Source organism: Rhizobium johnstonii 3841 (genome assembly GCF_000009265.1).
Lineage (GTDB): Bacteria > Pseudomonadota > Alphaproteobacteria > Rhizobiales > Rhizobiaceae > Rhizobium > Rhizobium acaciae.
In genome coordinates this window covers 1,288,292-1,313,040 of the sequence record NC_008380.1, presented here as the reverse complement: position 1 = coordinate 1,313,040, position 24,749 = coordinate 1,288,292, and the positions used below count along the sequence as shown (strand labels likewise).

29 protein-coding genes and 2 pseudogenes are annotated in these 24,749 nt (G+C 59.7%); 14 read left to right on the top strand and 17 right to left on the bottom strand.

What is annotated here, in order from left to right; translation table 11 throughout:
- Window positions 1–52: 52 nt before the first annotated feature.
- From RL_RS40070 to RL_RS06485, 5 genes are all read left to right on the top strand, one after another.
- Complete coding sequence (locus tag RL_RS40070; RefSeq protein ID WP_165422407.1) at window positions 53–196, top strand: hypothetical protein; 144 nt, start codon at window positions 53–55, stop codon at window positions 194–196.
- A 69-nt stretch (window positions 197–265) separates the two neighbouring features.
- Entirely contained in the window at window positions 266–709 is a 444-nt protein-coding gene (locus tag RL_RS06500; protein ID WP_041936224.1) for a pyridoxamine 5'-phosphate oxidase family protein, read from the top strand.
- Between the two features lie 207 nt (window positions 710–916).
- A complete protein-coding gene (locus tag RL_RS06495) occupies window positions 917–1,153 on the top strand; it encodes a hypothetical protein (RefSeq protein ID WP_011650969.1) in 237 nt (78 codons plus the stop codon).
- 241 nt (window positions 1,154–1,394) lie between these two features.
- Complete coding sequence (locus RL_RS06490) at window positions 1,395–1,577, top strand: DUF3606 domain-containing protein (protein ID WP_041936223.1); 183 nt, start codon at window positions 1,395–1,397, stop codon at window positions 1,575–1,577.
- Between the two features lie 337 nt (window positions 1,578–1,914).
- Window positions 1,915–2,115, top strand: coding sequence for a hypothetical protein (locus RL_RS06485; RefSeq protein WP_028741618.1), 201 nt, complete (start codon window positions 1,915–1,917; stop codon window positions 2,113–2,115).
- A 608-nt stretch (window positions 2,116–2,723) separates the two neighbouring features.
- On the opposite strand, the gene RL_RS06480 is transcribed toward RL_RS06485, so the two are convergent.
- From RL_RS06480 to RL_RS06460, 5 genes are all read right to left on the bottom strand, one after another.
- The gene (locus RL_RS06480; RefSeq protein ID WP_003546334.1) at window positions 2,724–2,909 is read right to left on the bottom strand and encodes a hypothetical protein; all 186 of its coding nucleotides are present in this window, start codon (window positions 2,907–2,909) and stop codon (window positions 2,724–2,726) included.
- Between the two features lie 126 nt (window positions 2,910–3,035).
- Window positions 3,036–3,464: a hypothetical protein gene (locus RL_RS06475; RefSeq protein WP_011650968.1), complete on the bottom strand. Its 429-nt coding sequence runs from the start codon at window positions 3,462–3,464 to the stop codon at window positions 3,036–3,038.
- Between the two features lie 16 nt (window positions 3,465–3,480).
- Complete coding sequence (locus RL_RS41105) at window positions 3,481–4,308, bottom strand: hypothetical protein (protein ID WP_011650967.1); 828 nt, start codon at window positions 4,306–4,308, stop codon at window positions 3,481–3,483.
- A complete protein-coding gene (locus tag RL_RS06465; RefSeq protein WP_011650966.1) occupies window positions 4,274–4,747 on the bottom strand; it encodes a hypothetical protein in 474 nt (157 codons plus the stop codon). The genes RL_RS41105 and RL_RS06465 overlap by 35 nt, the downstream gene beginning before the upstream one ends.
- A 22-nt stretch (window positions 4,748–4,769) precedes the next feature.
- A complete protein-coding gene (locus tag RL_RS06460; protein WP_011650965.1) occupies window positions 4,770–5,006 on the bottom strand; it encodes a spike base protein, RCAP_Rcc01079 family in 237 nt (78 codons plus the stop codon).
- A 540-nt stretch (window positions 5,007–5,546) separates the two neighbouring features.
- Between RL_RS06460 and RL_RS06455 the strand changes: the two genes are divergently transcribed.
- Window positions 5,547–6,428, top strand: a complete 882-nt coding sequence (locus RL_RS06455) for a dienelactone hydrolase family protein (protein ID WP_011650964.1) — start codon at window positions 5,547–5,549, stop codon at window positions 6,426–6,428.
- A gap of 107 nt (window positions 6,429–6,535) precedes the next feature.
- Here RL_RS06455 and RL_RS06450 read toward each other — a convergent pair whose 3' ends face one another.
- The 8 genes and pseudogenes from RL_RS06450 to RL_RS06420 all read right to left on the bottom strand — a co-directional run bounded on the left by RL_RS06450 (window position 6,536) and on the right by RL_RS06420 (window position 15,007).
- Window positions 6,536–6,997, bottom strand: a complete 462-nt coding sequence (locus tag RL_RS06450) for a hypothetical protein (protein ID WP_041936221.1) — start codon at window positions 6,995–6,997, stop codon at window positions 6,536–6,538.
- A 611-nt stretch (window positions 6,998–7,608) separates the two neighbouring features.
- Window positions 7,609–7,806 (bottom strand): annotated as a pseudogene (locus tag RL_RS37350) (IS110 family transposase); the annotation flags it as partial.
- An 11-nt stretch (window positions 7,807–7,817) separates the two neighbouring features.
- A complete protein-coding gene (locus RL_RS06440) occupies window positions 7,818–9,296 on the bottom strand; it encodes an arylsulfatase (RefSeq protein WP_086935541.1) in 1,479 nt (492 codons plus the stop codon).
- 186 nt (window positions 9,297–9,482) lie between these two features.
- Window positions 9,483–11,867, bottom strand: coding sequence for an arylsulfatase (locus RL_RS06435; protein WP_011650961.1), 2,385 nt, complete (start codon window positions 11,865–11,867; stop codon window positions 9,483–9,485).
- Window positions 11,868–11,936: 69 nt separating this feature from the next.
- A complete protein-coding gene (locus RL_RS06430) occupies window positions 11,937–13,490 on the bottom strand; it encodes an arylsulfatase (RefSeq protein ID WP_011650960.1) in 1,554 nt (517 codons plus the stop codon).
- 569 nt (window positions 13,491–14,059) lie between these two features.
- Window positions 14,060–14,237, bottom strand: a pseudogene (locus RL_RS40450) (ethanolamine utilization protein); the annotation flags it as partial.
- A 12-nt stretch (window positions 14,238–14,249) separates the two neighbouring features.
- Window positions 14,250–14,561, bottom strand: a complete 312-nt coding sequence (locus RL_RS06425; RefSeq protein WP_011650959.1) for a nuclear transport factor 2 family protein — start codon at window positions 14,559–14,561, stop codon at window positions 14,250–14,252.
- Window positions 14,558–15,007, bottom strand: a complete 450-nt coding sequence (locus RL_RS06420; RefSeq protein WP_011650958.1) for a VOC family protein — start codon at window positions 15,005–15,007, stop codon at window positions 14,558–14,560. Before RL_RS06420 ends, RL_RS06425 begins: the two co-directional genes overlap by 4 nt.
- A gap of 51 nt (window positions 15,008–15,058) precedes the next feature.
- Between RL_RS06420 and RL_RS06415 the strand changes: the two genes are divergently transcribed.
- The gene (locus RL_RS06415; RefSeq protein ID WP_011650957.1) at window positions 15,059–15,661 is read left to right on the top strand and encodes a TetR/AcrR family transcriptional regulator; all 603 of its coding nucleotides are present in this window, start codon (window positions 15,059–15,061) and stop codon (window positions 15,659–15,661) included.
- A gap of 8 nt (window positions 15,662–15,669) precedes the next feature.
- Here the strand turns inward: RL_RS06415 and RL_RS06410 are convergent, their stop codons facing one another.
- Window positions 15,670–16,608, bottom strand: coding sequence for an AraC family transcriptional regulator (locus RL_RS06410; RefSeq protein ID WP_011650956.1), 939 nt, complete (start codon window positions 16,606–16,608; stop codon window positions 15,670–15,672).
- Between the two features lie 79 nt (window positions 16,609–16,687).
- On the opposite strand from RL_RS06410, the gene RL_RS06405 reads away from it, so the two are divergent.
- Entirely contained in the window at window positions 16,688–17,515 is an 828-nt protein-coding gene (locus tag RL_RS06405; RefSeq protein WP_011650955.1) for an oxidoreductase, read from the top strand.
- A gap of 25 nt (window positions 17,516–17,540) precedes the next feature.
- Here the strand turns inward: RL_RS06405 and RL_RS06400 are convergent, their stop codons facing one another.
- The 3 genes from RL_RS06400 to RL_RS06390 all read right to left on the bottom strand — a co-directional run bounded on the left by RL_RS06400 (window position 17,541) and on the right by RL_RS06390 (window position 18,888).
- Window positions 17,541–17,780 (bottom strand): hypothetical protein, encoded by a 240-nt coding sequence (locus RL_RS06400; RefSeq protein ID WP_041936219.1) that lies wholly within the window; start codon window positions 17,778–17,780, stop codon window positions 17,541–17,543.
- The gene (locus RL_RS06395) at window positions 17,777–18,097 is read right to left on the bottom strand and encodes a hypothetical protein (RefSeq protein ID WP_011650954.1); all 321 of its coding nucleotides are present in this window, start codon (window positions 18,095–18,097) and stop codon (window positions 17,777–17,779) included. Before RL_RS06395 ends, RL_RS06400 begins: the two co-directional genes overlap by 4 nt.
- A gap of 74 nt (window positions 18,098–18,171) precedes the next feature.
- Complete coding sequence (locus RL_RS06390) at window positions 18,172–18,888, bottom strand: SOS response-associated peptidase (RefSeq protein WP_028741654.1); 717 nt, start codon at window positions 18,886–18,888, stop codon at window positions 18,172–18,174.
- A 198-nt stretch (window positions 18,889–19,086) separates the two neighbouring features.
- Between RL_RS06390 and RL_RS06385 the strand changes: the two genes are divergently transcribed.
- The 6 genes from RL_RS06385 to RL_RS06360 all read left to right on the top strand — a co-directional run bounded on the left by RL_RS06385 (window position 19,087) and on the right by RL_RS06360 (window position 24,726).
- Window positions 19,087–19,677 carry a TetR/AcrR family transcriptional regulator gene (locus RL_RS06385; protein WP_011650952.1) on the top strand — a complete coding sequence of 197 codons (591 nt, stop codon included), beginning with the start codon at window positions 19,087–19,089 and terminating at the stop codon, window positions 19,675–19,677.
- 71 nt (window positions 19,678–19,748) lie between these two features.
- Window positions 19,749–20,378, top strand: coding sequence for a hypothetical protein (locus RL_RS06380; RefSeq protein ID WP_011650951.1), 630 nt, complete (start codon window positions 19,749–19,751; stop codon window positions 20,376–20,378).
- Window positions 20,379–20,572: 194 nt separating this feature from the next.
- On the top strand, window positions 20,573–21,151 hold the full coding sequence (locus RL_RS06375; protein ID WP_011650950.1) for a DUF308 domain-containing protein: 579 nt from the start codon (window positions 20,573–20,575) through the stop codon (window positions 21,149–21,151).
- 99 nt (window positions 21,152–21,250) lie between these two features.
- The gene (locus RL_RS06370; protein ID WP_011650949.1) at window positions 21,251–21,601 is read left to right on the top strand and encodes a hypothetical protein; all 351 of its coding nucleotides are present in this window, start codon (window positions 21,251–21,253) and stop codon (window positions 21,599–21,601) included.
- Window positions 21,602–21,943: 342 nt separating this feature from the next.
- Entirely contained in the window at window positions 21,944–23,875 is a 1,932-nt protein-coding gene (locus tag RL_RS06365; RefSeq protein ID WP_011650948.1) for an adenylate/guanylate cyclase domain-containing protein, read from the top strand.
- Window positions 23,876–23,991: 116 nt separating this feature from the next.
- Entirely contained in the window at window positions 23,992–24,726 is a 735-nt protein-coding gene (locus RL_RS06360) for a phosphotransferase enzyme family protein (RefSeq protein WP_011650947.1), read from the top strand.
- Window positions 24,727–24,749: the final 23 nt, after the last annotated feature.

The following is a 24,749-nucleotide window of genomic DNA, read 5'->3' as shown; positions in this document are numbered from 1 at the left end:
GCTGCTTCCCGGGGTGGTCAGAGTTACCCGGCCCCAACCAAAGGAGGGCATCATGTCTTCCACGGTCAACATCCATTCGTGGAAACGCCTCGCCCAGCATATCGGCAGGTTCCGGTACACCGACTTTCTGGTGAAATCGACACCAGCAATCTGTCTGGCCTTTATCGTCTATATCCTCCTCAAGGATGTGTTCTGATAGGCGAGCCAAGACGCTTGGCTGCCTATCAAACGAAGGGCTGAAACGCTGACGGAATTGGATAACGTGATGCAATTGCGAGACATGGGTGAACAAGACTGCCTCGCCTTTCTGGCAGGCCACACCCGTGGCCACCTGGCATGCCTCGGCGAGAAATATCCCTATATCGTTCCCATCCAGCATGCCTATGAAAAAGACCGGCTTTTCATATTTTCCATGCCGGGCCTGAAGATTGATCTATTGCGAGCCCATTCACCCGCCTGTGTTCAGGTTGAAGAATTCGGCGAAAACCGAACGTGGAAAAGCGTGCTTGTTCAGGGCACCTATGATGAGCTGACCGATACGCCGGCCCGGCATGACGAACGCCTCCACGCCTGGTCTCTCCTGCAAAAGCAGCCGTTTTGGTGGGAACCCGGATCGCTTGCTCTAAACTCGGAAAGCGAAGACAACCCTGCTCCCTCCATATTCTTCGATATTTCGATTGACGTGGTATCGGGAAGGCAAGTGGTTTAAGGTGCCGCCTTCAGACCTGCCGCGCCTCCACCATCGATTCTCGGCGCGGCTTTGCTGCACGATATATGGAACTCCAGACAGACACGGCTAAGCGCTGTCCGATACCAGCCTTCCCATAGGGGCGCGGATTGCTTGATGCATCTTACCAACGCGGCTTGCTGAACCAGCATCGCGTTCAATGCCACACGACCACCCACAGGGAAAACGATGACAGACACACCCGAGACTGAAGCCCTTTTCAACATCACCGGACACTACGTGCAGGAATTGAAGACCGTTCTCGAAAGCGAGAAGATCATCGAAGGCGCCGACTACGAAAACAGCGCCTTCGACGAAAAACGACGGAACGAAGGACTTCACCTGCTGCGCTTCCACAAGACCGGGATCGCAGCGCAGGCGACGCAGATCTGGGAAAAACACAAGACGGCCCGAGCGCATCGATAAACGGCGCGAGGCCAATTCTTCGGCCGATGCCGGCTTGAGAACTCCGATACTCGGTCCGGAGCCGATAGAGCATGATGCCGAAAACTGTGAGCGGTTTTCGGACCACATCATGCCCTAACTCTTTAATTGAGAACAGGATTCAGGTTTTTGGGCCGACCCAGCCAAAAAAATCCTGTTCCAGCGCTGACGCGCGGCGACATCTGCTGATGTCCGGCGCAACATTGCCTTGAAAGGAAAAATCATGACCAATGACACAACGAAAAAGATCCAGCCCACCAAAGCGGCCGTGGCTGACGCGCCCTACGACGTCATCTATTTCGCGAAGAAACACCGCATTTCCAACGAGGATGCCAAGGACATCATCGAAAAACACGGCGCCAATCGCAAAGAGGCGGACAAGGCCGGCCGGCGTATCAGCGTCTAGGGCAGAAAATAGCCTCGCAGGCGTTCAAATGCTAAAGTCTTTATTTGATGCATGTCGTTGTCCCAAAACCGCTGTATGGTTTTGGGCGAGATGCAGCAGCCTCTATAGCCTTTGCGCCTGCTTGCGATGCCACGATGCAACAGCAACGGACGAATTAACCCTACTGGCTTACCTTAATATCAGCATGCGCTTGAATACGTCAGCTCCTATGCCATCGTAGCGTCACGATAACACTTCTGGTTCCTGAAGCAGCTCGCCGGAACCGTGGCCCGCTTTTCTTGCGGAGAGGCCGGCTTGCCTTCATAGGGCCCGAGCTCAATCGAATGGAGGGTATGCCGTGAATAACGTCTTGGAATTTCGTCCAAAAAGCCCGCATGTCGAAAGCCTGTCCGACTGCCGGGAAGCACTTGAACCTGCCGTGATGAAGATCGTCAGCGACGCCATCGGCAGGGGATACACGGCTGCGGAAGCCGCCATGGTGGTTGCCGATATCGCCGACGATTACATCCTCATGCTGTCGCGGCAACCACGGCGTTGACGGCTTTGCGGGCGCGCAGCTGTTCCTTCGTGAGCCATCGCAGGTGCTGGGGTCGGCGGATTGCAGTGTCTTCAAGGGGTGAAGCTCTAAAACCGGAGTCGGGAGCGACAGACAGCTTTGCCCGCTGCCGATAGCCGGGAGCAAAGTCCTTCCGTAACTGCTTGAAGTGGACCGCGCAGCAACTGCAGGGGTAGCAGTGGTACAGGAGACGAGACCTGCCGCGCGATCCGCCGGCAAAACCCCTGATATTGTCGGAAGTTCCCCGGCGGAGATGCCACGCCACGATCCCGGAAATTCCTCCGAGGGATCATCGACAACCTGCCCGGGCACGTTGCGACCGTCACACCGATAAGCTCCCGCCGGGCGAAAGCCGACAGGCACATCACAACGCCAACGAAAAACCCCGCCGGAGCGGGGCTTTCAGCGGATCCAAGTGGAGTAAGCCGAAGATTCGGCCGACATCTTAAACAAGATCGATCATTTCAGAACCCCGCAAAAGCACCCCTTTCGCGAGCGTCAAGGCGCTGCTCTGTTCCGCTCAATCTTTGAATCATTGCCGTAATGTAGCGTGTAATGATCACCTGCAACGTCTTCTGTGCCCTCACCACCTAACGCCACCTTGGCTGGCGCGGCGGAGCATTGGCCTGGATTTCATGCAGCGGCGCCCTCGACCCGAGAAGTTTCTTCAGCTTCTTCTCCTCGGCCGGGCCGATGCCGAATTTGCGGCAATGTTCCGCAACATCGTGCTCTCGCGGGCCGGGAATGCGAACTTGGCGATTGCTCATGCTCTTCATGTCTGCTTCCTCCTGCGAGGAAAACCAGCAGGGCGCAGATTTGTTCGTTGGCGACGTCTAAAATTTAGGGGTTTGTTTGCCTCGGTTTGGGCTGAGTGCGTCTGCTGACGCCCTGGTGCTCGCCGATCAATTGATCTTCAACCAATGCCGAAGCGCCGCCACCGCGCCATCGCTCGCATAGGCAATCATCCCGCCGATCGTCAGGCCGGCGAAGGCGATCAGGCCTGAAATGCCATAACCGATCGATTTCATCCGTTTCCACTCTTCGAGCGCCGGCGCGACCACCTCCTGGTTCTTCTCGACGGTCTCCTTGAGCCTCTTGATCTCCTCGCGGATCTGCGCATCCGCGCCGCCGCTGATCGCCACCCTGGTATCGAGATGGGCGATCTGCCTGGCCTGTTCGTCGAGCCGCTTGTGGATCACGGCGCGGCTGTCGTGGGCACTCACCTTTTCGTCGCTGACCTCGTTGCGGAGAAGCGCGACGTTTTCCTCGATGCCTGTCAGCCTGCCTTCGACACGGCCGAGCGCGCGGAGGATATCGTCGTTGGATGTCATCTCTATCGGTGCTCGCCTAGGGGTAAAATTTCAGCTTTTCGGATTGCGGCAAGCGGCTGACAAATCGCAAGATCCCTTGCAGCACCGGATGGACGTAAGACGAAACGTCGAGGTTCATGCCGTGGGCGAGCAGCGCCGCATTGTCCTGGACATTGGTGGCAAAGACTTCAATGACTTTATAGTCCGCCGTCCCATCGCCGTTGTCGACGCGGTCGTAGGTGGTTCTCGATGTCCAAAGACCAGGCTGATATTCGAACATGATGCGAGTGCCGTTCGGAACCGAAGCCGGCAGCTTGATCGTGTCCCACGTCGTCACGCCGTCCTGATTTCCAGGATGCCCGACGACGTTTCCGAGCGGGAACATTTCAGCGGCCGGCGACTTCGTCGGATCAGTGTCTGCCGTGAAGGCAAGCAGCTGATCAATCACCTTGGCGTAACGAGAACTCGCCTTGATGGTGTTGTTCACCGTCGCCAACGTGGTTGTCCATAAGGCGGGAACGGTATAGCCCGCGACCGTCCGGCCGCTGTCCGACGAAGCGGTCATGGTCGGAATTATGGTGACGCCGACGACATGGATGTGGGCGATCGTGCCGGCGCGGATATCCCGGTTGAAGACGCAGGCATCGAGCATGAAGATCTGAATGAAGGTCGTGAGACCGAGCTGGCGGGCCTTCAGCAGCACATTGAGGTAATGCATCTGCTCGAAAAAGGTCATCTGCGTCCAGTTCATCTCGAACCTGACGCGTTTGCCTGATTTGTCGGTGATCCAATAGAGGTTGTTCAGACGCCAGCGCCAGTCGGAAAACTGGTCAACCGCCGTTTGGAAGTCCGCGCGTCTTGCCATTGATATCTTCCAGCAACTGCGAAACTTCACTCGCGACAACGCCATGGTCGGGCTCGACCTTGGAACCATATTTCTTCGGCTTCAGCTTCTCGGCGACCCACTGACGAGTGGCGATGCGAAGCTGCGAACGCCTTATGGCCTCGCCATTCTCCTGCCAGCCGGTGGTCTCGCCGCTCGCATTCTTCTTTTCGATCCAGTCGTCTGCGCGGTCATCGGCAATCTCGACCATCTCGTCGACAAAGCCGTCCGCCTGGATCTCGCGCGCCAGGGCGTATTTGGCTCGAAAACCGGCCTTGTCGTCATCGGCGAGCCAGGAGAGCACGCTCGACATGGCCGGCACCTCTTCGTCCCGGCAGATCGACCGGAGGCTTTCCCTGTTGGCGATGCGCTCGCAAATCCTGTCGGCAATCGCCTGGGTGAACTTGATGGGTCTGCCCATATGGCCCGCTTCTGGAATTGCTTCAGAACAACGCGACGATGTTGGATGCGGTGGTCCCGGTCAGCGCCACAATGGCGGCATGAACCGGCAGGATCGTCCCGGCCGGCACACTCTTGAAGATGACCGGATCCATGTCCCGACGCGGCGCAATGGCAACATCGCCCGCCGTGCCGATATAGAGCGCGCGCGCACCGACAATGGCGCTATCATTCGGCGTCACCGCCGCGGCCCGCGAGGCCGGAGCAATCGAAGCGTCCATTGCAGTTCTCCTTGTGAGAGGCGAGCGCTATCCGGCCCGATCCCAATGTGATCGAACATGAAAGGCCAGGCGGAAGAAGATGGGGGATCAACGATGATCTGAGGAAGCTGGCCGGACGGTAATAGACACACCGATCGGAGGGCGGCGCCAACTTGAACGGCTAATCGTGAGTCATGCGCTGCTACGGCGGCGGATTTGGCGGACTACCACCCCACCCTCCGTCATCCTCGGGACAAGGCCGAGGATGACCGGAGCAAGAGGTGAGCTCCGGGGCAAATCCGAGACGGTGGCTCAGTAATGCTGGCCAATTCGCAAGCCTTGGCGAATGACGCATTCGACCACTAGGCGGCGACCGACTTGGTCGACGTCACCGCTGAATTCAAATCTCGCAGCTTGGATTTGCGGTAGTCATAAATGATCCGCAGGGGGGTGATCAAGTGCTTTTGATCGCAGGTCATGCGCCGATCTGAAATCGACCAACCCGGCCCAATCGGCGGCAGAACGCCTCACCGCTTTGCGAGCCTTCAGGTCCGGCGTAGAATGAGCCGGCTGTTGATCAAACGGTGGAGAAGTTCAGTGAAAACCACGAGACTTTTTCTTTGCCTCGTCGCTTTTCTCGGCGTCACGCTCGCTGGAAACCCGACTGATGCCGACGAACTGGTTCACTTCGAAAGCGCGCCCGTAAAGCTAAGCCCATTTCGAATAAGCAAGGCTAGGGAACAGGGTGAAATTCTTTCCCAACCGCAAGGTACGCCCCTGCTGGGATATCTATCCCGCCCCCAGGGCGATGGCCCCTTCCCGGCGGTCGTCGTCCTGCATGGATGCGAGGGTATGCGTTTGAGCGTCAAGGAGCTTTGGCCGAAACGACTGGTCTCATGGCGCTACGTCGTGCTCGTCGTCGATAGCTTCACCACCCGCAACGTCAAGGACACGTGTCAAAGCCATCTCCCCGATCGCGTCTTCGACGCCTATGGCGCTTTGAATTTTTTATCGAAACAAAGCTTTGTCGATATCAGGCGCGTTGCCCTGATGGGCTTTTCAACGGGCGGTACGGCGACGCTGGAGGGAACAAAAATTGAAGGCAACGAACAGCTGATGGACCACAAATTCCAGGCGGCGATTGCCTACTATCCCCGCTGCGCGGCAACTCAGGGCGATGCAACGGTGCCGATCCTGATTTTGACTGGCGACCGAGACAATTGGAGCCCTTCCGACCGATGCCGGAAGAGACTTGCCAATCTGAGTGACGATAGCCCGCCCATCGAACTCAATATCTACAAGGGTACCTACCACGATTTCGATGCCCCGGAGTTTAAGGTCGGAAGGAAGGTGTTGGGTCACATCGAAAAATACAATCCAGATGCCGCCGAAAAGTCGATCCGCAGCGTTCGCACATTCCTTCGAAATTACATCTCGAACTAAAGCACGAGGCTCAGGGCGCGCCGCTGGCAATGTGGTAAAAACGCGCCCCTACCCTCCATCATCCCAGGCCTCGAGCCTGGGACCCATGATCGCCGCCGGTGAAGGCACTACCGCGAGAGAATGGCCTTCAGTCGCTGTTGCAAGACAAGAGGTTCGCTGGACATTCGAACCTGACTGAGCGCATGGCGCATGGCCGGTGTGAAGGGCAGCCAATGTTGCAGACGATCCAGCAACTCCTCCGACATCATGTCTTCGAGGGGCCCCGCGCCCAATTGGCCGAGCGCTTTTTCGTGGCCGGGCAATTGGGCTTGATCGATAATGGCGAGCACTCGCTTCAAGACGATCTCACTCGGATCATGCAGCAAAAGTGTCGTCCAATACCACTCACCGGGATCTCCGAGATAGGCCTCTATATAGGCTTCAGCGGTAAGCGGTGGCTTTCCAACGACCATCATATCCGGCAGCCACGTCAGATCCGATGCGAGCGCGCTCCGTGTGAACGCATCGACCGCTGGAGCGTCGGCGGTGTGTTTTCCCGAGCGCGGTTTGCTACGATTTTTCTTGGTCACTTTTGCGCCTTCCACGTCTGCGGCTTATTCTACGGTTTTTTGAGGGCTGACGTCTCGACCCAAGTATTCAGCAGGTCTTTCTGTTTTTTTGTCACCGGCGACGACGACCCTCATCCACGTATTCTCACCCTCGATCAAATAGGCCGCGCCGCTTTCCTTGCGATCTTTCGTGACTGAACCCAACGAGGCTGCCGCAAGCCCAGCTTCGAAGGCTTCGAGCTGAGCGCTCGAACAACGCAGATCCTCCGAACGATCAGCTGCCAAGAGGCCAAAATAATCGAACGCACAGGTAGCAGAAAAGAGGTTTCCCGATAATACACGGCGAACCGCAGTCCGCTCGGCATCGTGTAGTGCTCGCTGCCGGTTCGAGGCTCAGAGGTTGGATTGACGGGAGAAGAAGGCGCTTCAACGGTCCAGAATACAACCAGCGTTGTCCGGATGTCAGCCTGGATATGGATCTGAGCGGCCGGATCACGAGACACTTCTGCACCTGGCGGCCTTGTGGGGAATGGGGCATGGTCTTCCTGCCGGAATGGCTGGTGGAGGAGGATTTGAAAGCAGGCCGGCTCGAAGTGGCGGGAAATACCTTTCCGCCAAAGTCCGCACCCCGATCTGAAGCAGCCAAGCCGCATCAACTGCGCGATGCCCCGCGCATCCTTCTTGTCCGTCTTCACCGGCATCGTCTTGAACGCCACGCGCAGGTGGCGCGTCTCGATCAGCTCGACCGCCAGACCCGCCTTCGTCATTCCCGCATAAAGCCATTGCGACAACGGGCCTGCCTCAAGACCTATCCTCTGCAGGGTAACACCGCGCGCCAAATCTACTGCGCTAAACCGATGTCCTTTGGCGGGTATTTCTTGAACGTTGCCGCATGGGCTTTCATCTCTGCGGCAAGTGACGCAAGCCACGCGTTCATACGGTGTCCGACAGGATATTGCTCTTTCGGGTCGATGTAGAGATTGAAGACCCACGGCGCGAGCCCGACATCGGTGATGGTGGACATATCGATATCCAGCCATTGCGATTTGGTTTCCACGACCTTGGTCATGATCTTGTATTCGTACATGCGCATGGCCATGAAATTCTGTTCGTTCCAGATATAGACCTTCTCGCGCATCGAGTGGCCGCCATCTGCCAGCAGGAATGACGTCTGGTCGATGCCGTCAATGTAGCGGTCGGTCGGGATCCTGTCCAAAGCGCCGCCGAGATCCAACGATGTGTTGAACAGATCCATGAGATCGAACAATTCGTCGCTCTGCCGACCGGGACTGATCATGCCGCGCCAGTAGGCAATGCCGGGCACGCGGACGCCGCCTTCCCAGGCCGATCCTTTCGCACCCCTGAATGGGGTCGTGCCACTATCTGGCCAGCTATCCATCTGGGGGCCGTTGTCTGATGTGATAAAAATGAACGTATCATCAAGGACCCCGGCATCGTCCAGCGCCTTCACCATCTCGCCAATATACGCATCGACCTCGACGACCGCATCCTTGTAGGGATATTTGCTGGCGCTTTTACCCTCGAATTCCCTGGAAGCGAAGTTGTCGGCGTGGACTTTCATGAAGGCGTGTTCCAGGAAGAAGGGCTTGCCGCCCTTGGCCAATTCCTTGATCTTTGCGACGCTGAACTCCTTGAGCGTATGGTCGGCCTCGGCAATGTCGTCGAGACTTTCGATCTTCTGTGCGACCGTCGTTTCTCCGCCCTTGAAGCCATGGATCAGAGCTTCGCTGGCCCCGGTGTCGTGGAACATTTGCATTCGCTCGGGGTTCAGCACTAGATCCGGATAGCGACGCTTGTCCAGGGACTTGGACAGTTCCTGCGAGGCTGGGTAGAAACCATAGAACTCGTCGAACCCAACGTCATGCGGGCGCATACCCTCAACGTCCCCGACATGCCACTTCCCGCAAAGTACTGTCGCATAACCGACCTCGCCCAGGAGCTTCGGCAGCGAGGCTTCCTCGGCCCACGGGTTCTTGGTAATCTTGTCTCCAGCGAGAATGGGACGTGTCAGACCCGTTCGCACGGGAAGGCGTCCGGTCAGGATTGCGGATCGGGTCGGGGTGCAGGTGGGTTGCGAATAGGTTGAGGTCAGCATCAGGCCTTCGCGTGCCAGCCTGTCCATATTCGGCGTCGCCGCGCCGACGGCTTCTCCACCACCGTAGAGGCCAGGATCGCCCCATCCCATGTCATCGATCAGAAACCAGACAATGTTGGGCCTCTTACCAATTCTCTTCTGCAATTCGGCCAACTTCTCGGCTGTGGTTCTGTCCTGATCAGGAAAGGCAAGTGCGGGCTCCATCGTTTCGCTGGTTCGCACCGCCTTACTCAACACGGACTGGGCAAGGACCGGGCTGACCGATCCCAGCAGCTGAGTGCAAAAACGCCACTTGCAAGTGTTCTGTAGAGAGACATTCGATCCTCCGTGGGCTTACACCCGCTCGTCAACGTTTTCTCGACACGCGGGCTCGGCGCCGAGGCACTCCCATCACTTCATGTCGACTTTCACTACATCGATCTTGCCATCGAATTTGAAGGGGCGTCGCTCGGCGTATGCGTGCGAGACCGGAGAACCGAGATCGGTGCCGACATCAAAAGTCTCCGAGGCGCTGAATGCGGCGGGAACGGTCCGAGCAACCGTCGTGCGGGCGACCTCCTTCCCGTCGACCTTGAGGAGGACATCCGCGGCGGACAGCGGCTTGGGGCTCTGCAGCGTCGTATCGATCTCGATCCGGTGTTTGCCATGCAGTATCCTGTCCGGGCCACGGGCCTGGTAGTTCTCGATGATCATCATGTTGTATTCGTAGACGAGATGCCCGTCGTCCATGTAGACAGTCAGTCCGCCGCTTGCCCCGCCGAGCGCATACAGCACACCATTGGCGTTCTCGCCGAACTCCGCATCCACGGTGACGATGCTGCTCTCCCGCCCAAGCCCCGGCGCGGTAAATTCCGGCATGCGGGTTGTGTCGCTGTCGAAACTCCAGCGTTTATAGGGCGTCTTGATGCGGTCTTCCGGATGCAGCCGAAGCCAGTTGCCTGCGCCGATCGGAAAGACCTTGTTGTCTTTGGCGACCTCAAGAAAACGTGCCTTCATGGCGGCAAGTCGATCTGTCTCGACCGCTGCAAGGTCGTCATCCTGGGAAAAGCCCCTGCGCAAATCATAAAGCGCCCAGGTGTCTTTGTCCGGATCCCAATCCTTGTTGAACGGCCGCGAGGCTTGCCACGGTACGAAGGGTCCGAAGACCGAGGCGATCCAGCCGTCTTTGTAGAGCGCCCGGCTGCCATTGTTCTCGAAGTACTGCTCGGCTTTGGTGCCGGCCGCAGTCGCATCGTTGAAGCTATAGGCCATGCTCACGCCATCGATCGGGTCCTGCTTCTGACCGTTGACCTCCAGCGGCGGCTTGATGCCGAGGACATCGTAGATCGTCGGCACGATATCGTTGACGTGGTGGAACTGCGAGCGAGGCCGTTTGTCGGGAGCGATCGTCGACGGCCAGGAGACTACCAGCGGATTGCGGGTGCCGCCGAAATAGGAGGCGACGAGCTTGGTTGCCTGGAACGGTGTCGACCCCGCCCATGCCCAGCCGGCGTGGTACATATTGTCCATGTCGGGGCCGCCGAGCGCCTTGATGCCTCCGAGCTTGTCCATCGACTTCAGATGCTGGTCGATCGTGTTCGGAATCCCGTTTTGTGCAAGGAGTTCGCTGATCGTCCCGGCCTGGCCTTCGGCACTCGATCCGTTGTCGCCGAAGATGTAGAAAATCAGCGTATTGTCGCGCAGGCCGAGTTTGTCGATCTCGTCGACGACGCGCCCAGCCTCAAAGTCCGCATGCTCGGTGAACCCTGCGAAGACCTCCATGAGACGGGTCTGGAACGGTCGATCGCTTTCGGGAATGCTGTCCCATGCTGCCAGACTGCCCGGTCTTGGCGTAAGCTTGGTATTGGCTGGGATCCAGCCCGATGCCTTCTGGCGAGCGAACACCTCTCCCCGCAGAGCATCCCATCCACCATCGAACTTCCTCTTGTATCGATCGGCCCATTCCGGGAAGATGTGATGCGGTCCATGCGAGGCGCCGGGTGCCCAATACATCAGAAAGGGCTTGTCGGGCGCGTAGGCCTGATGCTTGTGCAGCCAGGTGATGGCATGATCGGCGAGATCGGTCGTCAGATGGTACTTCGGGTCGTTCGGCGGCTCGACCAGCGAGGTGTTCTCCACCAGTCTCGGCTCCCATTGAGATGTCTCCCCGGCCAGAAACCCGTAGAAATACTCGAAGCCGTATCCCGTCGGCCAACGATCGAACGGCCCCATCGCCGTGGTTTCCGTGGCTGGCGTGTTGTGCCACTTGCCAAAGGCCGCTGTGTTGTAGCCATAATCCTTCAGCACCTCGGCCACGGTCGTAGCAGTCTTCGGGATGACGCCAACATAGCCGTCCCAATCGAGAGCCCGCTCCGCGATCGTGCCGGAACCGATCCTGTGAGCATTGCGCCCGGTGAGAAGCGCAGCACGGGTCGGCGAACAGATCGCAGTCGTATTGAAGGTGTTATAGGAAATGCCTTCTGCGGCCAGCCGGGACAGCGTCGGCGTATGAACAAAGCCGCCGAACGTATCGGCTACCCCAAATCCCACGTCGTCCATGAGCACGATGAGGATGTTCGGCGCGTTGGCGGGAAGATGTCGCTCGTCGACCCGGCGCTGGTGAACGGAATCCTTCAACGTCGGGCCAGCGATGCTCGCGGACGGCGTCGGTTGAAATGGCAGCACGGAACCGCCGTCGGCAGCCGTTGCCGGTTGGCTCGGCAAACCCAAAATTGACAGAAATCCGGCAACCACCACTGACGCGGCGCTGGTCGGTGAGACGATGTCTCTCCACATGCCGGTATCCCTCCCGTTTGGTCCGCGAACGCATCCCGCGACCGTTACCGGCCTCGACTTGACGGGCTGCTATTGTTGGCTCTGCTGGATGCGGTTCAACTGCGCCTGAATGCCTTCGATAGTCTTTCCGAAATTGCCGCTGAGCGGCGTCTGGCGCGGCGAGAATTCTTTGAACGTTTCCATATGCTGGGCGACGATCCCGATAATCGGGGTCAGCACCCACGTCTTGTGCTCCTCGAACTGACGACCGACATCCCCCAATTGGCGCTCGAAAGGATCCATCAGGATATTGGTGATCAACGGTCGGCTCAAATTTTGCAGCGGATCATCCCAGCGTTCGCCGAATTTGGCGGAGAACGAGATCTTGTATTGCTTGTAGCGGATCGCCGTCAGCGTGGTCTCGTCGTAATAAAACTCGAAATTGCGCGCCGACGTCGCGGTTTTGCCAGTGAAGAAGTCAGTCTGGTCATAGCCATCGAGATGCAGCTTGTAGCTCTTGTCGTTGTAGGTCGCACCCGTTTTGAGCTTTTCGACGACGTCGTTGTCTCCGGCCGCGGCAGCGAGCGTTGGCAGGAAATCCGTCATGTCGACGATTTCCGCGCTGACCCGACCGCCAGGAGCGCCTGGCCAACGAATGATCGCCGGCACGCGAACGCCACCTTCCCAAGTGGTACCCTTGTCGCCCTTGAACGGCGACGTGCCCCCCTGCGGCCACATATATTGGTAGGCGCCGTTGTCGGATGTGTAGACAACGATGGTGTTCTTCGCCAGCCCCGTCTGATCAAGCTTGTCCAGGAGTTCACCGACCTGGGCATCGTGCTCGGCGAGCCCATTGCCGTAGGTGTCGTCGATGCCCGCGCGAGACAGTTTGCGCGATTCGTCCTTGAGATGGATAAAGACGTGCTGCCTGGTGGAGTTGTGCCACAGGAAGAAAGGCTTGCCGTCCTTGGCGCGCTGGTCGAGATAGCTCAGAGACTTGGTGGCGACCTCCTCGTCGAAGGTTTCCATGCGCTTGACCGATAGCGGTCCCTCGTCCTTTACGTCGCCGCCCGCAGTGCAGGAGACGATCCCGCGCGGATCGAACTTCTTGCGGAATTGGGGATCGGAGGGACGGTCTTGATCTTCGAGATCTTCATTGGCGTTGAGATGGTAGAGATTGCCCCAGTACTCATCGAAACCATGATTGCAGAGCAGATGCTCGTTGAGATCGCCGAGATGGTTCTTGCCGAACTGGGCTGTTGCGTATCCTTCGGTCTTGAGGATTTCCGCAAGCGTGATGTCTTCCTTCTGCAAGCCGATAGGCGACCCCGGTGTTCCGACCGTCGTGAGACCTGTGCGCACCGGTAGCTGCCCGGTGATGAACGCTGCCCTACCTGCCGTGCAACTCGGCTGTGCGTAAAACGAGGTGAGCCGCAGCCCTTCCTTGGCAAGCCGGTCGATATTGGGCGTCGTTGCCCCCATGATGTCGCCACCGTAGGATGAGACGTTCATGTAGCCGATGTCGTCACCGAAGATGACAACAATATTGGGTTTCGCGTCGGCGGCCTTTGCCGGCGAGTTCAACATTGCCACAGTTACAGCGGAGGCCAGCAGGCCAAGCCAGATTTTGCACTGCATGTTCATGCGTGTTTCCCGTTATAGTTGATAGGAGCCCTCTTGGCCTCTCTACACGTAGGGGCCTCATCGCATGAATGATCTAGAATTCGGCAGGTTGGACCCTCTGCCCGGATTGGAGATGGAACGCGGAAACTATGCATCGCCTTCCGACGATGACGCAATTGTATTTTCGTAAATGCTTATATAAAGCCCTCAGGAACGCGAGTCGTTGATTTAAATCAAAAGAGCAACGGATCCGTGGCTTTGACTTCGTCGGGCCAGTGCCGAATGAACCTCACGCCTGGACGTCCTGTTCGTGAGAACCTCCAATGTGGTCGCCATGGGGGGGGCGGGACACCGGTTACGATATAGAGATGACTACTCTCCTGCGATTATCCTGTGGTTGACGGGGCAACCCAGCGGGGTGTGGCGGCGGCGGCACGAGCGGTAAAAGCCGGCAGCCAGACACACCTTCTCTCTCAAGGCAACGCGCTCTTGCTCGCTGCACTGCCAGTGGTTTTCCGGAACGAGGATCAGTCGGCGCTCGACCGTTATCTCACGATGGTGACGCCAGTGATGAATGTGACTGCAAACCGGACATCGTCGACATTAATGGTCTCGGTCAGGCTCTGGCCGGGCGCGTAGCGTCCAAAGCCGATGGTGATCGGCCCTCCCTGCCGCTCGTCGACCAGATTGCCGACGAAGATATCTGCCTGCTGCCGGGGGGGAACGCTCCAATGCCACGTCGGTCACCCTGAACTTACGGACTTTCATCGTCTTGCTCCATTACCGCGGAAATCCAGCGCGCCAAGAGCGCTCGTCTATCAATGGCGAACATGCCCGTGTTCTGCCCGCAACCGTGGCGACATTGCCGAGCAGATGGACGTGATGCGTCGTCTTGGTCATCGTGTCATGGCTCAGGACACCGGATCCGATCGCCGAAAGAATAGCCTGTGCAGGGATGGGGCCACGCTCAGGCGTCACCAGCACCCAGTCTTGCGTGATGCAGGCGGCAATCTGGGCGGGATCGTTGGAAACCACCGCCGCGTTGAAGGCGCGCTCAGCCTCCTCGAGCGCTTCAAGGGCTGCGGCACTCACGCCGACATGTCCTCGTTCCAGCGGCGTTGCATCTCCTCAGGCGTGACCTGCTCGATGGTTTGCGACAACATCCAGCGATGACCGAAGGGATCAAGCACCTGCGCCACCCGCTCGCCAAAACTCTGGTCGGTCGCCGGGCGCAACATCGTCGCCCCGGCCGACAGCGCCTGCGCCAGTGCTGCATCGGTCGACTCCGTGTCGATGTGGAAGGTCACTGGCGAGCCTCCGATGGCATCGGGAGACAGGGCACCGAAGTCCGGATATTCGTCTGCCAACATCATCAGTGTCTCTCCGAAACGCAGCTCGGCATGGCCGATCCGCCCGTCCGAAGGATCGGTCATGCGGAAGACTTCCGTGGCGCCGAAAGCCTCCTTGTAGAAGTCGATGGCCCGTGCCGCATCCTTGACGATGAAGTAGGCGCTCACTTTTCGGGCAAAACTCGGCATGGATGATCCTCCTTGACTGGGTTCTTTATTAACGTTACGTATCGTAAAGATATGAGTCAAGAGAGTAATGCAACACCGAAGAAACGAGGGCGGCCGCCAAGCGCCGCCGCGCAGAGGCGTGCCTTGGAGGCCGCCCATGAAATCCTGATGGCCGAAGGTTTTGGCCGCATGACGATAGAAGCCGTGGCGGCGCGGTCCGGGGTCGGCAAGCCGACGATCTATCGCTCCTGGGCCAATGCGCAGGAACTGGCGATGGCCGCTCTGCTGGTCAACCGGCTACCGGAAGCGGAGGTTGGAGGCGGCACGGCGCAGGCGGCTCTCGGCGCGCAGATGAGCGGACTGGTGACTGCCTTTGCCAGCACGCGCGGGCGGCAGATCACGATGGCACTTGCCGCCGCCGACCCGGAAAGCGAATTCACCAAGGCCTTCCGCAACCAGGTCATCCTGTCGAGCCGCAACGCGGGTCGCGTCATCCTGGAGGAGGCTCTGGCTCGGGGAGAGATCGTTCCGCCGCTGGATATGGAGGCGCTGCTCGACATGATCTATGGACCGGTCTTCTTCCGGCTGCTGGTCGGCCATCGCCCGGTCTCGCCGGAATTCGGCGATGCGATCGTCAGGACCGCGTTGCGAGCCGTTGCACCGTCGGGCGCGTGAGACATGCATTAGCCGTGATCGTCACCCAGTTCGCCGAGGTGGCGCTGGACCCACTTGATCTCCTCCGATGCCGTGCGCCCGAAATGCCGTTTGAAATCGCGGCTGAACTGCGCCGGACTTGCGTAGCCGACCGAAACCGCGACCTCGGCGATCGTTCTCGTCCGGCGGGCGATCATCAATCTTGCTTCGTGAAGCCGCATGGCTTTGACGTATTGCATCGGACTGTTGCCGGTCAGACCCTTGAAATGGACATGGTAGGACGGAACGCTCATGCCGACGTCTCGTGCCAGATCGGTGACCGCGATCTCCAGGCCATAGTTTTCCCGCAACCAGGCCAGGCTCTGGATGATTTTTCCGGATCTGCCCTTCTGCTGGAGGGCAGCGATCATCGCACCGCCTTGCGGACCGACCAGGACGCGGTAGTGCAGTTCGCGCAGAATGCCGGCGCCAAGCACATCCGTCTCGACGGTGCTGCCAAGTGCCGTCAGCAGGCGCAGCAGGACATCCTCGATATCGTCAGCCATCCTGCTCGACACAAGACTTCTCGGCTCGTCGCCTGGCAGTTCGGCATGTTTTTCCACCTGCAATGCGATCTCGGCCGCCATCTGCATATCGAACTCGACATAGACCGCAAGCAGGGGCCGCTCGGGACTGGCCGTCGACGTCATCCGGAATGGAACGGGCAGCGACACCGCCAGATAGTGCTCCTCGTCATAGAGGAAGACCTCGCCTTCGAGCATGCCCTGCTTGCTCCCCTGCAGGACGAAAACCGCGCCCGGTCTATAGAGGACAGGGATGTCGTGGAGCACGGCTTCCGTGCGCAATATGCGGACGGGAGCGAGCGCGGTCGGATTATATCCGTGACGGGGGGCGAGACGTCCGGCCAAGGCGACCATCTCCCCTCGCCTGGATAAGCGGCGATCGCCCTTCATAGGATTTGGCAACATTTTGAGAGAATCCGCAATCGATGCGCCGGTTTCTCCATACTATTTGTCAAATCGTATCCTCAATCAAGGAATATCGCTCATGTCACGAAAGACCTTCTTCATCACCGGATCGAATTCCGGCTTCGGGCTGGCCATCGCGTCTGCGGCGCTTCAGGCGGGCCACAGGGTGATCGGCACTGTGCGCTCGCAAGCCGCGCGCGCTGCGCTTGCCAAAACCCTGCCTGCCCTGCGGCCGGTCCTTTGCGACGTCACCGAGTTCGACCGTATCGATGACGTCGTCGGCCACGCGGAGGACGAACATGGGCCGGTCGACGTGCTGATCAACAATGCCGGCTACGGCCATGAAGGCGTGATCGAGGAGTCGCCGATCGAAGAGATGCGGCGTCAGTTCGAGGTCAACGTCTTCGGCGCCGTCGCCGTCGCCAAGGCATTTCTGCCGCGGTTTCGCGCGCGGCGCCAAGGGTTCATCGTCAACGTCACGTCGATGGGCGGCATGATCACCATGCCCGGCATCGCCTATTACTGCGGCAGCAAGTTTGCGCTGCAAGGCATATCGGAAGTGATGCGTTCGGAAATGGCGCCGTTCGGCGTGCATGTGACGACCCTTTGCCCCGGCTCCTTCCGGACGGACTGGGCCGGGCGATCGATGGTCCGCACGGAGAGGTCGATCGCCGATTATGATGGCCTGTTCGACCCGATACGCGAGGCGCGACAGGCCGTCAGCGGCAAGCAGCTCGGCGATCCCGCCAAATTGGCCGCAGCGGTTCTGAAGCTCATCGAATCCGATAATCCGCCGCCGCAGCTGCTGCTTGGCAGCGACGCCCTCAGGCATGTGTCGGAGAGGATCGTTCGCCTGCAGCAAGAGATCGAGGCGTGGAAATCCGTCACCGTCTCGACCGACGGCTGACGACGGAACATCAATCAGCTGGCCCTCATTGGAAGATTTTCCCACCCTCGGCCGCCTCCAGCTTCCGCCTGAGTGCCTGTTCCTGTTCGTATGATTTATGCGGGAAATGCTCAAAGCACCACCAGCGCGTTGGCACGGCCGGCGATGGGCTGTGGCCCCAGCCTCCCCATTCCTTGCAGCCTGTGCCGTCAGCTTGCCGGTGCTCGCAATAATGCTCAACGATCACATTGGCGCCCGGCGCACTCGAATGGCCTGCGATGCTCATGGGTGCGCCGTCCTTGGTTTCCCACCTTTGATGCTCTCGTAGATCATTTCCAGCCGCCTTGAGGCGACATAGGCACTGTCCTCGTATCCGGCTGACGGCCAATCCAGTCGATGGTTGCCGTCTGTCGCCACGATCCAGAACCATCGATTATCGACCACTCCGCCGGCCTGTGACCGGAATATCCTTCCGATCTGGGTATCGCCGTCAAAAGCGACGTAATCGTCGCCGGGTTTCTCCCTCCAAGCGTGCCGCCATTTATATTTGATTTCTCGGCCGCTGACATGTTCCCACGATTTCCATGTGATTTGTTCTGGCATGCGTCGTCCTGTCCTCTCGCGAGGTTCTTTTTGACCGCATAGTTGATGGATGGCTCCCGCCCGAGCCGGTGAATTCAGATCAGCGTCGGTTCCGGATCGGGGTCGATCGGATCGATGATGTCAGCCGTGTCATTCTTGGGCGAACCTACATTGCGGCCGATCGGCCACATGGTCATCAACTCGGCAGGGAACGGCTTCATCAGGTCGTTCGGATCGGGTTCGGGCGATAGCCAGCGTTCATAATCCTCACGATGCAGGACGACCGGCATCCGATCATGGATCTGCGCCATCATCTCATTCGGTTCGCAGGTGACAATTGCGAAGCTCCGAGTCTCTATGTCATTGTCGCGCCGCGTCTCCCAGATGCCGGCGAGCGCGAAGGGCGAGCCGTCAGCCATGGCGATCGCGTAGGGCTGTTTGTTCTTGCCCGTGCCGAAGATATCCTTCCATTCGAAGAAGCCGTTGATCGGCACCAGGCAACGGCGCGACCTGTAGGCCGAGCGGAACAGGCCGTTGGTACTGATGCCCTCGCAGCGCGCATTGATCGGCGGCGGACGCCCTCCCGGCTTCATCCATGTCGGCATCAGACCCCAGCGAGCGCTGGCGAATACCGGCCCCATAACATCAGGTTCGCGGACCATGTCGCGAATGATGATCGGATAATCCAGCGTCGGCGCGCCGTTGTAGCGCGGAAATCGGTTCCCGAGCGCATCGATCGCGCCTCGCTCCGCGAAGGCGAAATTGCGCACCAGTTCCTCAAGCGATGTCTTGATATAGACGCGGCCGCACATCCAGAACTCCATTCCGCATATTAGATGTTCTGATTATGTTCCGGGTGTTCGAGGCGAGTCAAGGCCGGTCGTTACAACCGATGCCGCCATCACTTTTCGCCGGAGTCAAAGTGAAGCCCGTGACCGTCTCCACAACTGGTGACGGCGGAACACTGCGTTCCGCTTGACAGCCTTCCTACTGGAAGGTAGACACAGCCCATGAGCAATCTTTTGACGACCTCCGACGAGATCCTGGCCTCCGCCCGAGCATTGATCATGACCGGAGGCTATAACGGCTTCAGCTATGCCGATATTGCTGCCGTCGTCGGGATCCGCAAGGCCAGCATCCATCACCATTTTCCGAGCAAGACCGACCTGGTGCGCACGCTTGTCGTGCGATATCGCGAAGATGCCGAGGCGGGTATTGCGGGCCTCGAGCGACAGGTGCGGAATCCGCTCGCCCTCCTCCAGGCCTATGCGGGCCACTGGGCCAAGTGCATCGAGGATGCAAGCCGGCCGTTTTGCGTCTGCGCCCTGCTTGCGAGCGAACTGCCGGCACTGCCGCCGGAGGTCGCAGCCGAGGTCAAGGCTTTCTTCCGCTTTGCGTCGGCATGGCTGACCTCGGTGATGGAGCGGGGCGCTCAGGACGGGAGTTTGAAACTGTCGAGCGAACCGCGCGTCGAGGCTGAAGCCTTCATGGCCTCCGTCCACGGCGCCATGCTTTCAGCCCGGGCTTACGGGACTCCGGAGGTCTTCGCCACCATTCTGGCTCCCACCTTGCAGCGGCTCACTCCGACCGCCACTCGATAAGGTTCCGGGCGGAATAAAGCCCGGAGCGACAACGACGTTCAGCAAAACTACCAACTAGTAGGAAGAGCGATATGATCAAGAACATTCTCCCCGCCCTCGTCCTGGGGCTCAGCGCTATCGCGTCAGCGGCTATCTTACTGGTGCCCGTCCATGCCGAAGACCAGAAGGCCGAGCAGGTCCATGTCAGGGGCAGCATCGTCAGTTACGGCGGCACCGTTCTCAAGGTGAAGACCCGCGAGGGAGAGACCGTCGATGTCACCCTCGCCGACGGCTGGAACCTGGCGAGCGTCGCAAATGCCGCGGTCACCGACATCAAGCCGGGCGACTTCGTCGGCATCGCATCGCTGCCCAGCGAAAGCGGCGGCGACGGCGCGCTTGAAGTGCTGATCTTCCCGCCGGCGATGAAAGGTGCTGGTGAAGGCAGCTACAGCTGGGACCTCAAGCCGAACAGCAGCATGACCAATGCGACCGTCGCCGACGCCGTCAAGGGCGTCGATGGCCGCACGATCACCGTCTCCTATCACGGCAAGGAAAAGAAGATCTCGATTCCGGACGGCACGCCGGTCGTGACCATCGCTCCGGCCACCAAGGACGATCTCGTTCCCGGCGCCGTCGTCTTCATCCCCGCCGAGAAGGCTGCCTCGGGTCCCCTCGCCCATCAGGTGCTTGTCGGCAAGAATGGCGTGGTCCCGCCCATGTGACCACGTCGTCGCCGGTCGGCCAGGCCGCCCCCGGTTCGACCGGCGATTTACCAGGGAATGCCGCCTGACTTGCAGGCGATGGACTCGAAAGTTCCGGCAAGCCCAGGAAATCCCATCGCGATGACGGACGCCGCCGCTCATGACGGCGAGCCCGCCCCTATCAGACCAACACCATCACATTCAGGAAAGAGATCATGATGACCACCGATCAAACCACCGTCGCGTCTGGCGACAGGGAAGAGTGGCTGACGCGCTATTACTTCACGCGAGCAGCCTTTTCCGCCATCTGGGTCGCCGCAGCCTTGACGGCCGGCCGCCAGTCGCTCGCCGTCGCCGCCGCCTTGCTGATCCTCTACCCGGCCTGGGATGCCGCCGCCAACCTGGTCGACGCAGCGCGGAACGGCGGCCTGGCAAACAACCGCAGCCAGGCGATCAACGTCGCCGTCAGCGCGGTGACGACCGCTGCCGTGATCGTCGCCCTGACGATGAGCATGAACTGGGTTCTCGGCGTCTTCGGTCTCTGGGCGATCTTATCCGGCCTGCTGCAACTTGGAACCGCTGTCCGGCGCTGGAAGACCAATGGCGGCCAGTGGGCGATGATCCTCAGCGGCGGCCAATCCGCCGTGGCAGGCGCCTTCTTCATCGCCCAGGCGCAAATACCGGAAGCGCCGTCAATCGCCAACATCGCCGGATATGCCGGCCTCGGCGCCTTCTATTTCCTGGTGTCGGCCGTCTGGCGGAGCGTGACGCAGATGCGGCGGAAGCGGGCCTGAGGCGAGCGGAGCGGGAGATTTCCCGGCCGTGGCGGGCCGGGCGGCGGAGGTCGGCTTATCGGCATCTCTCGGAGCGGTTTGGACTTCGCAGGCTCCGTCATGGAACCATCGCATCCGCAAATGCTTAAAGCCATCTATCGACGATGGCGCGCAAAGCGGATGGGCCACGACATGAAAGATCAATACCAACCGATCTACACATGGCGCGAGACGTGGCCTGGAGAAGGACATCAGGATTTTAGCGGCTTCGACGGCGACCAGTCTTTCGGCCGCGTCGAGCTTGAGAACGCGGCTGACCTGAAACCCGGCATGTGGAAGTGGAACGCTGCCCACCTTCCATGGGTGCGACAGGAGATAATGCCTCGCAGCGGCTCGGAGGAAACCTCGCGAGAGGCATGCCGCCGGGTCGAGGAGCATTATGAGAAGCTAAAGGCGGTTCACGGGCGGTAACATTGGGCTTCGGTCTCGCGTCGCTGGTTCTCTCGGTTGAACCCCGGCTTCGAAGACGCCACCATCCATCATCCCGGGCCTTGAGCCCTAGGGGTCATTTCCGCGGCGGATGGAGGCGTGATTGGATCCTCGGGTCAAAGCCCGAGGAGGACGGAGCGTCGGGTGGCGGCTGGAGCAAGGACAGGCCGCATGCGGATATGATCGGCGATCTCGTTCTGCCGAAACGCGCAGCGGCGGTGTGACCGCACTCGCCGCCTTGTGTAAGTTTTCAAAAAGCGGTTAGCTGCCATCGTTGGCTATGCCTCGTGTGCTGAGACGTGTCCGCATTTCGGGGGAAATCTCGTGCACTGGTCCAAACCCCTAAGACTGCATCTCGGCGTCCTGGTCGTCGCATCGCTGCTTTGCACGTCGACGCCGATCATCTGGCTGGCGTTCAGGCAAGGAAGCGATGCTGCCGTCAGTGCGGGCGTGCAGCAGATGCGCGAGATGAGCCTGCGGCTGATCGAGGGGTACCGCAATACGCTGCAGGGCGGCACCGAGGCGGTGGCACTGGCATCGACCCTGCCGTTGCTCACCTCCCCGCCGCCCCAGGATATCACAGCCAAACAGCAATTCTTTCTGGAGGTTCTCAGAAACGTCCCCAACGCGACGAGCGTCTACACCGGCTATCCTGACGGCTCGTATCTGCAGGTCATCAACACGCAAAGGCAGGATGTCCGCCGGATCCTCGCTGCACCCGATGGCACGGCTTTTGCGATCCGCACGATAGCACGCAGACAGGGCCCGGACGTCATATCGACGTTTCGCTTCCTCGACCGCCAGGCAAGGCCGATCGCCGAGCGTGACGTCGACTATGCATCATTCGATCCGCGGCAACGCCCCTGGTACCAATCCGTCATCCAGCACGGCGAGGAAGTATCCGTCGGACCGTATGTTGCGGGAACACTGCAGCTTCCAACGCTGACGATCGCAGCACCGATGAGAGACGACGATCAGGTTGTCGTCGGCATCAACATCCACCTGATGACTGTCAGCCGGCTGCTGGATGCTGAGAAGATTTCGCCGCGGGCGCGCGCCTACATCATCGATGATGCCGATGATCTGATCGCCCATTCCGACCCGGCAATCATGAACAGGCTTCTCGGCATATGGTCGAAAAATGCCGATGGCGCCGTTGCCGTCGATACGACGACAGACAGTTACGACACGAGCCTGGAAACAGTGGCGAGGCTCAGGCGGGATCCGGCCTTTGCAAATGGCGGCGTTGTGCGGATCGATCTCGATGGCGAACGCCAGATCCTGCAGATCGCCCCCGTCGGCGTCTCCGGTCTGTTTAAGGGAAGCGTCGCGGCAATCGTCGTGCCCCTGGAAGACCTGGTGGCTGAGGCCAATCGGCTGCTTATGCACAATCTCCTGATTGCGGCCGCCTTCGTGATCGCAGGCGTCGCTGCCTCGGTGATGCTGTCCCGCATGGTCAGCCGCTCCCTCTATCGGCTGGCGGACGAGGCGCGCAGGATCGGCGATCTCGACGTCGGCGAAAAAGGTGTCTCCCACTCCTGGATATCCGAGATCAACACGCTGGCGAGCGCGCTGGCGGCAAGCCGCCATGCCATCAGCCAGTTTGCCCTCTATGTTCCGCGTGAAGTCGTCAGGCGGATCATCGATCCCAAGGGACGAACCGCCGTCAAGGCGGAGCGGCAGGATGTGACAGTGCTCTTCACCGACATCAGAGACTTCACCACCATATCCGAGCAGCATTCGCCCGAGGACGTGGTCGATACGCTGTCGGCCTATTTCGAACTGTTGAACACCATCGCGGAGCGCCATGGCGGGACTGTCGTGCAATATCTCGGCGATTCCATTTTCGTCATGTGGAACGCCCCTGTTCCGGATGCCAGACATACCGAAAACGGCTGCCGATGCGCGCTCGCCATGAAAGCGGCGGTTGACGGCTTGAACGAAGCGAACAGTCGGAATGGCCGTCCCGAGCTGTTCACCCGATTTGGATTGCACACCGGCCCGGCGGTCGTCGGCAGTTTCGGCGCGATTTCCAGGCAGCAGTACACGGCCATGGGCGATACGATCAATGTCGCCTCACGGCTGGAAGGACTGAACAAGGAATTCAACACCTCGATCCTGGTGAGCGCCGCCATCCACGACGCCGTCGCCGATCGCTTCGAGCTTCGCCCGCTTGGCCTGGTGCAGGTCAAGGGGCGCGCCGAGAAGGTCGATTTATGGGAGCTTGTCGGCGAAAACCCGAAGACGCAGGAATGAAGGAGGCGTTCGGGTTGCTGCCAACGGCAGCTTCGCGCCGCCAGCGGCCTTTGTGGCGTCGCAAACTTTCTCTATTTCTTCCGCCAATTTAATCATGGCCGCCAAGGGTATCGCCAATGGGATGGGAAGCACTCGGGCAATGGGGCGAAGACGCGGTTCGCATCGAACGGCTCACGGGTGGAGTTGCCAACGACGTGTGGAGCGTTCGCGTCCACGGGCAGATCGCGGTCGCTCGTCTCGGCTCCAGGAGCGACGCTGATCTCACATGGGAAGCCGAGTTGCTCCAATACCTCGACCGTGAAGGCATGACCGTTCCGGTGCCGCTTCCGACGACTGACGGCCGACTGTTCGTGGACGGCCTGGTGGTGATGAAATACATGGAGGGCGGACCGCCCGAGACGGAGTCCGACTGGCGTCGCGTCGCCGAAACGCTGCGCGAGCTGCATCGGCTGACGCAGGGCTGGCCGCAGCGCCCGGGCTGGCGATCGTCGAGCGACCTCCTGCATACTGAGACCGGAACGAGGATCAACCTGGCCGCGATGCCGCCTGAGGGGGTTATTCGATGTCGAGCAGCATGGGCGCGGCTCATCGGGCGTCAGACATGCGTTGTCCACGGCAATCCCAACAGCCCCGGCAACGTCCGCATCACCGCAGATCGGGTCACGTTGATCGACTGGGATGAGTCACATGTCGACGTCCCCGACCTTGACCTGGTGCTGCCCGACAACGCTGCCGATCTCGACGACGGCGCACATGACATCGCCGCGCAAGCATCAGCCGCATGGGAAGCCGCCGTCTGCTGGCAGGACGAATACGCAGTCAAGCGGCTTGCCGAGGTTCGGGCGGTCTGAGCAGTTTCGCCGGATCGACTGGC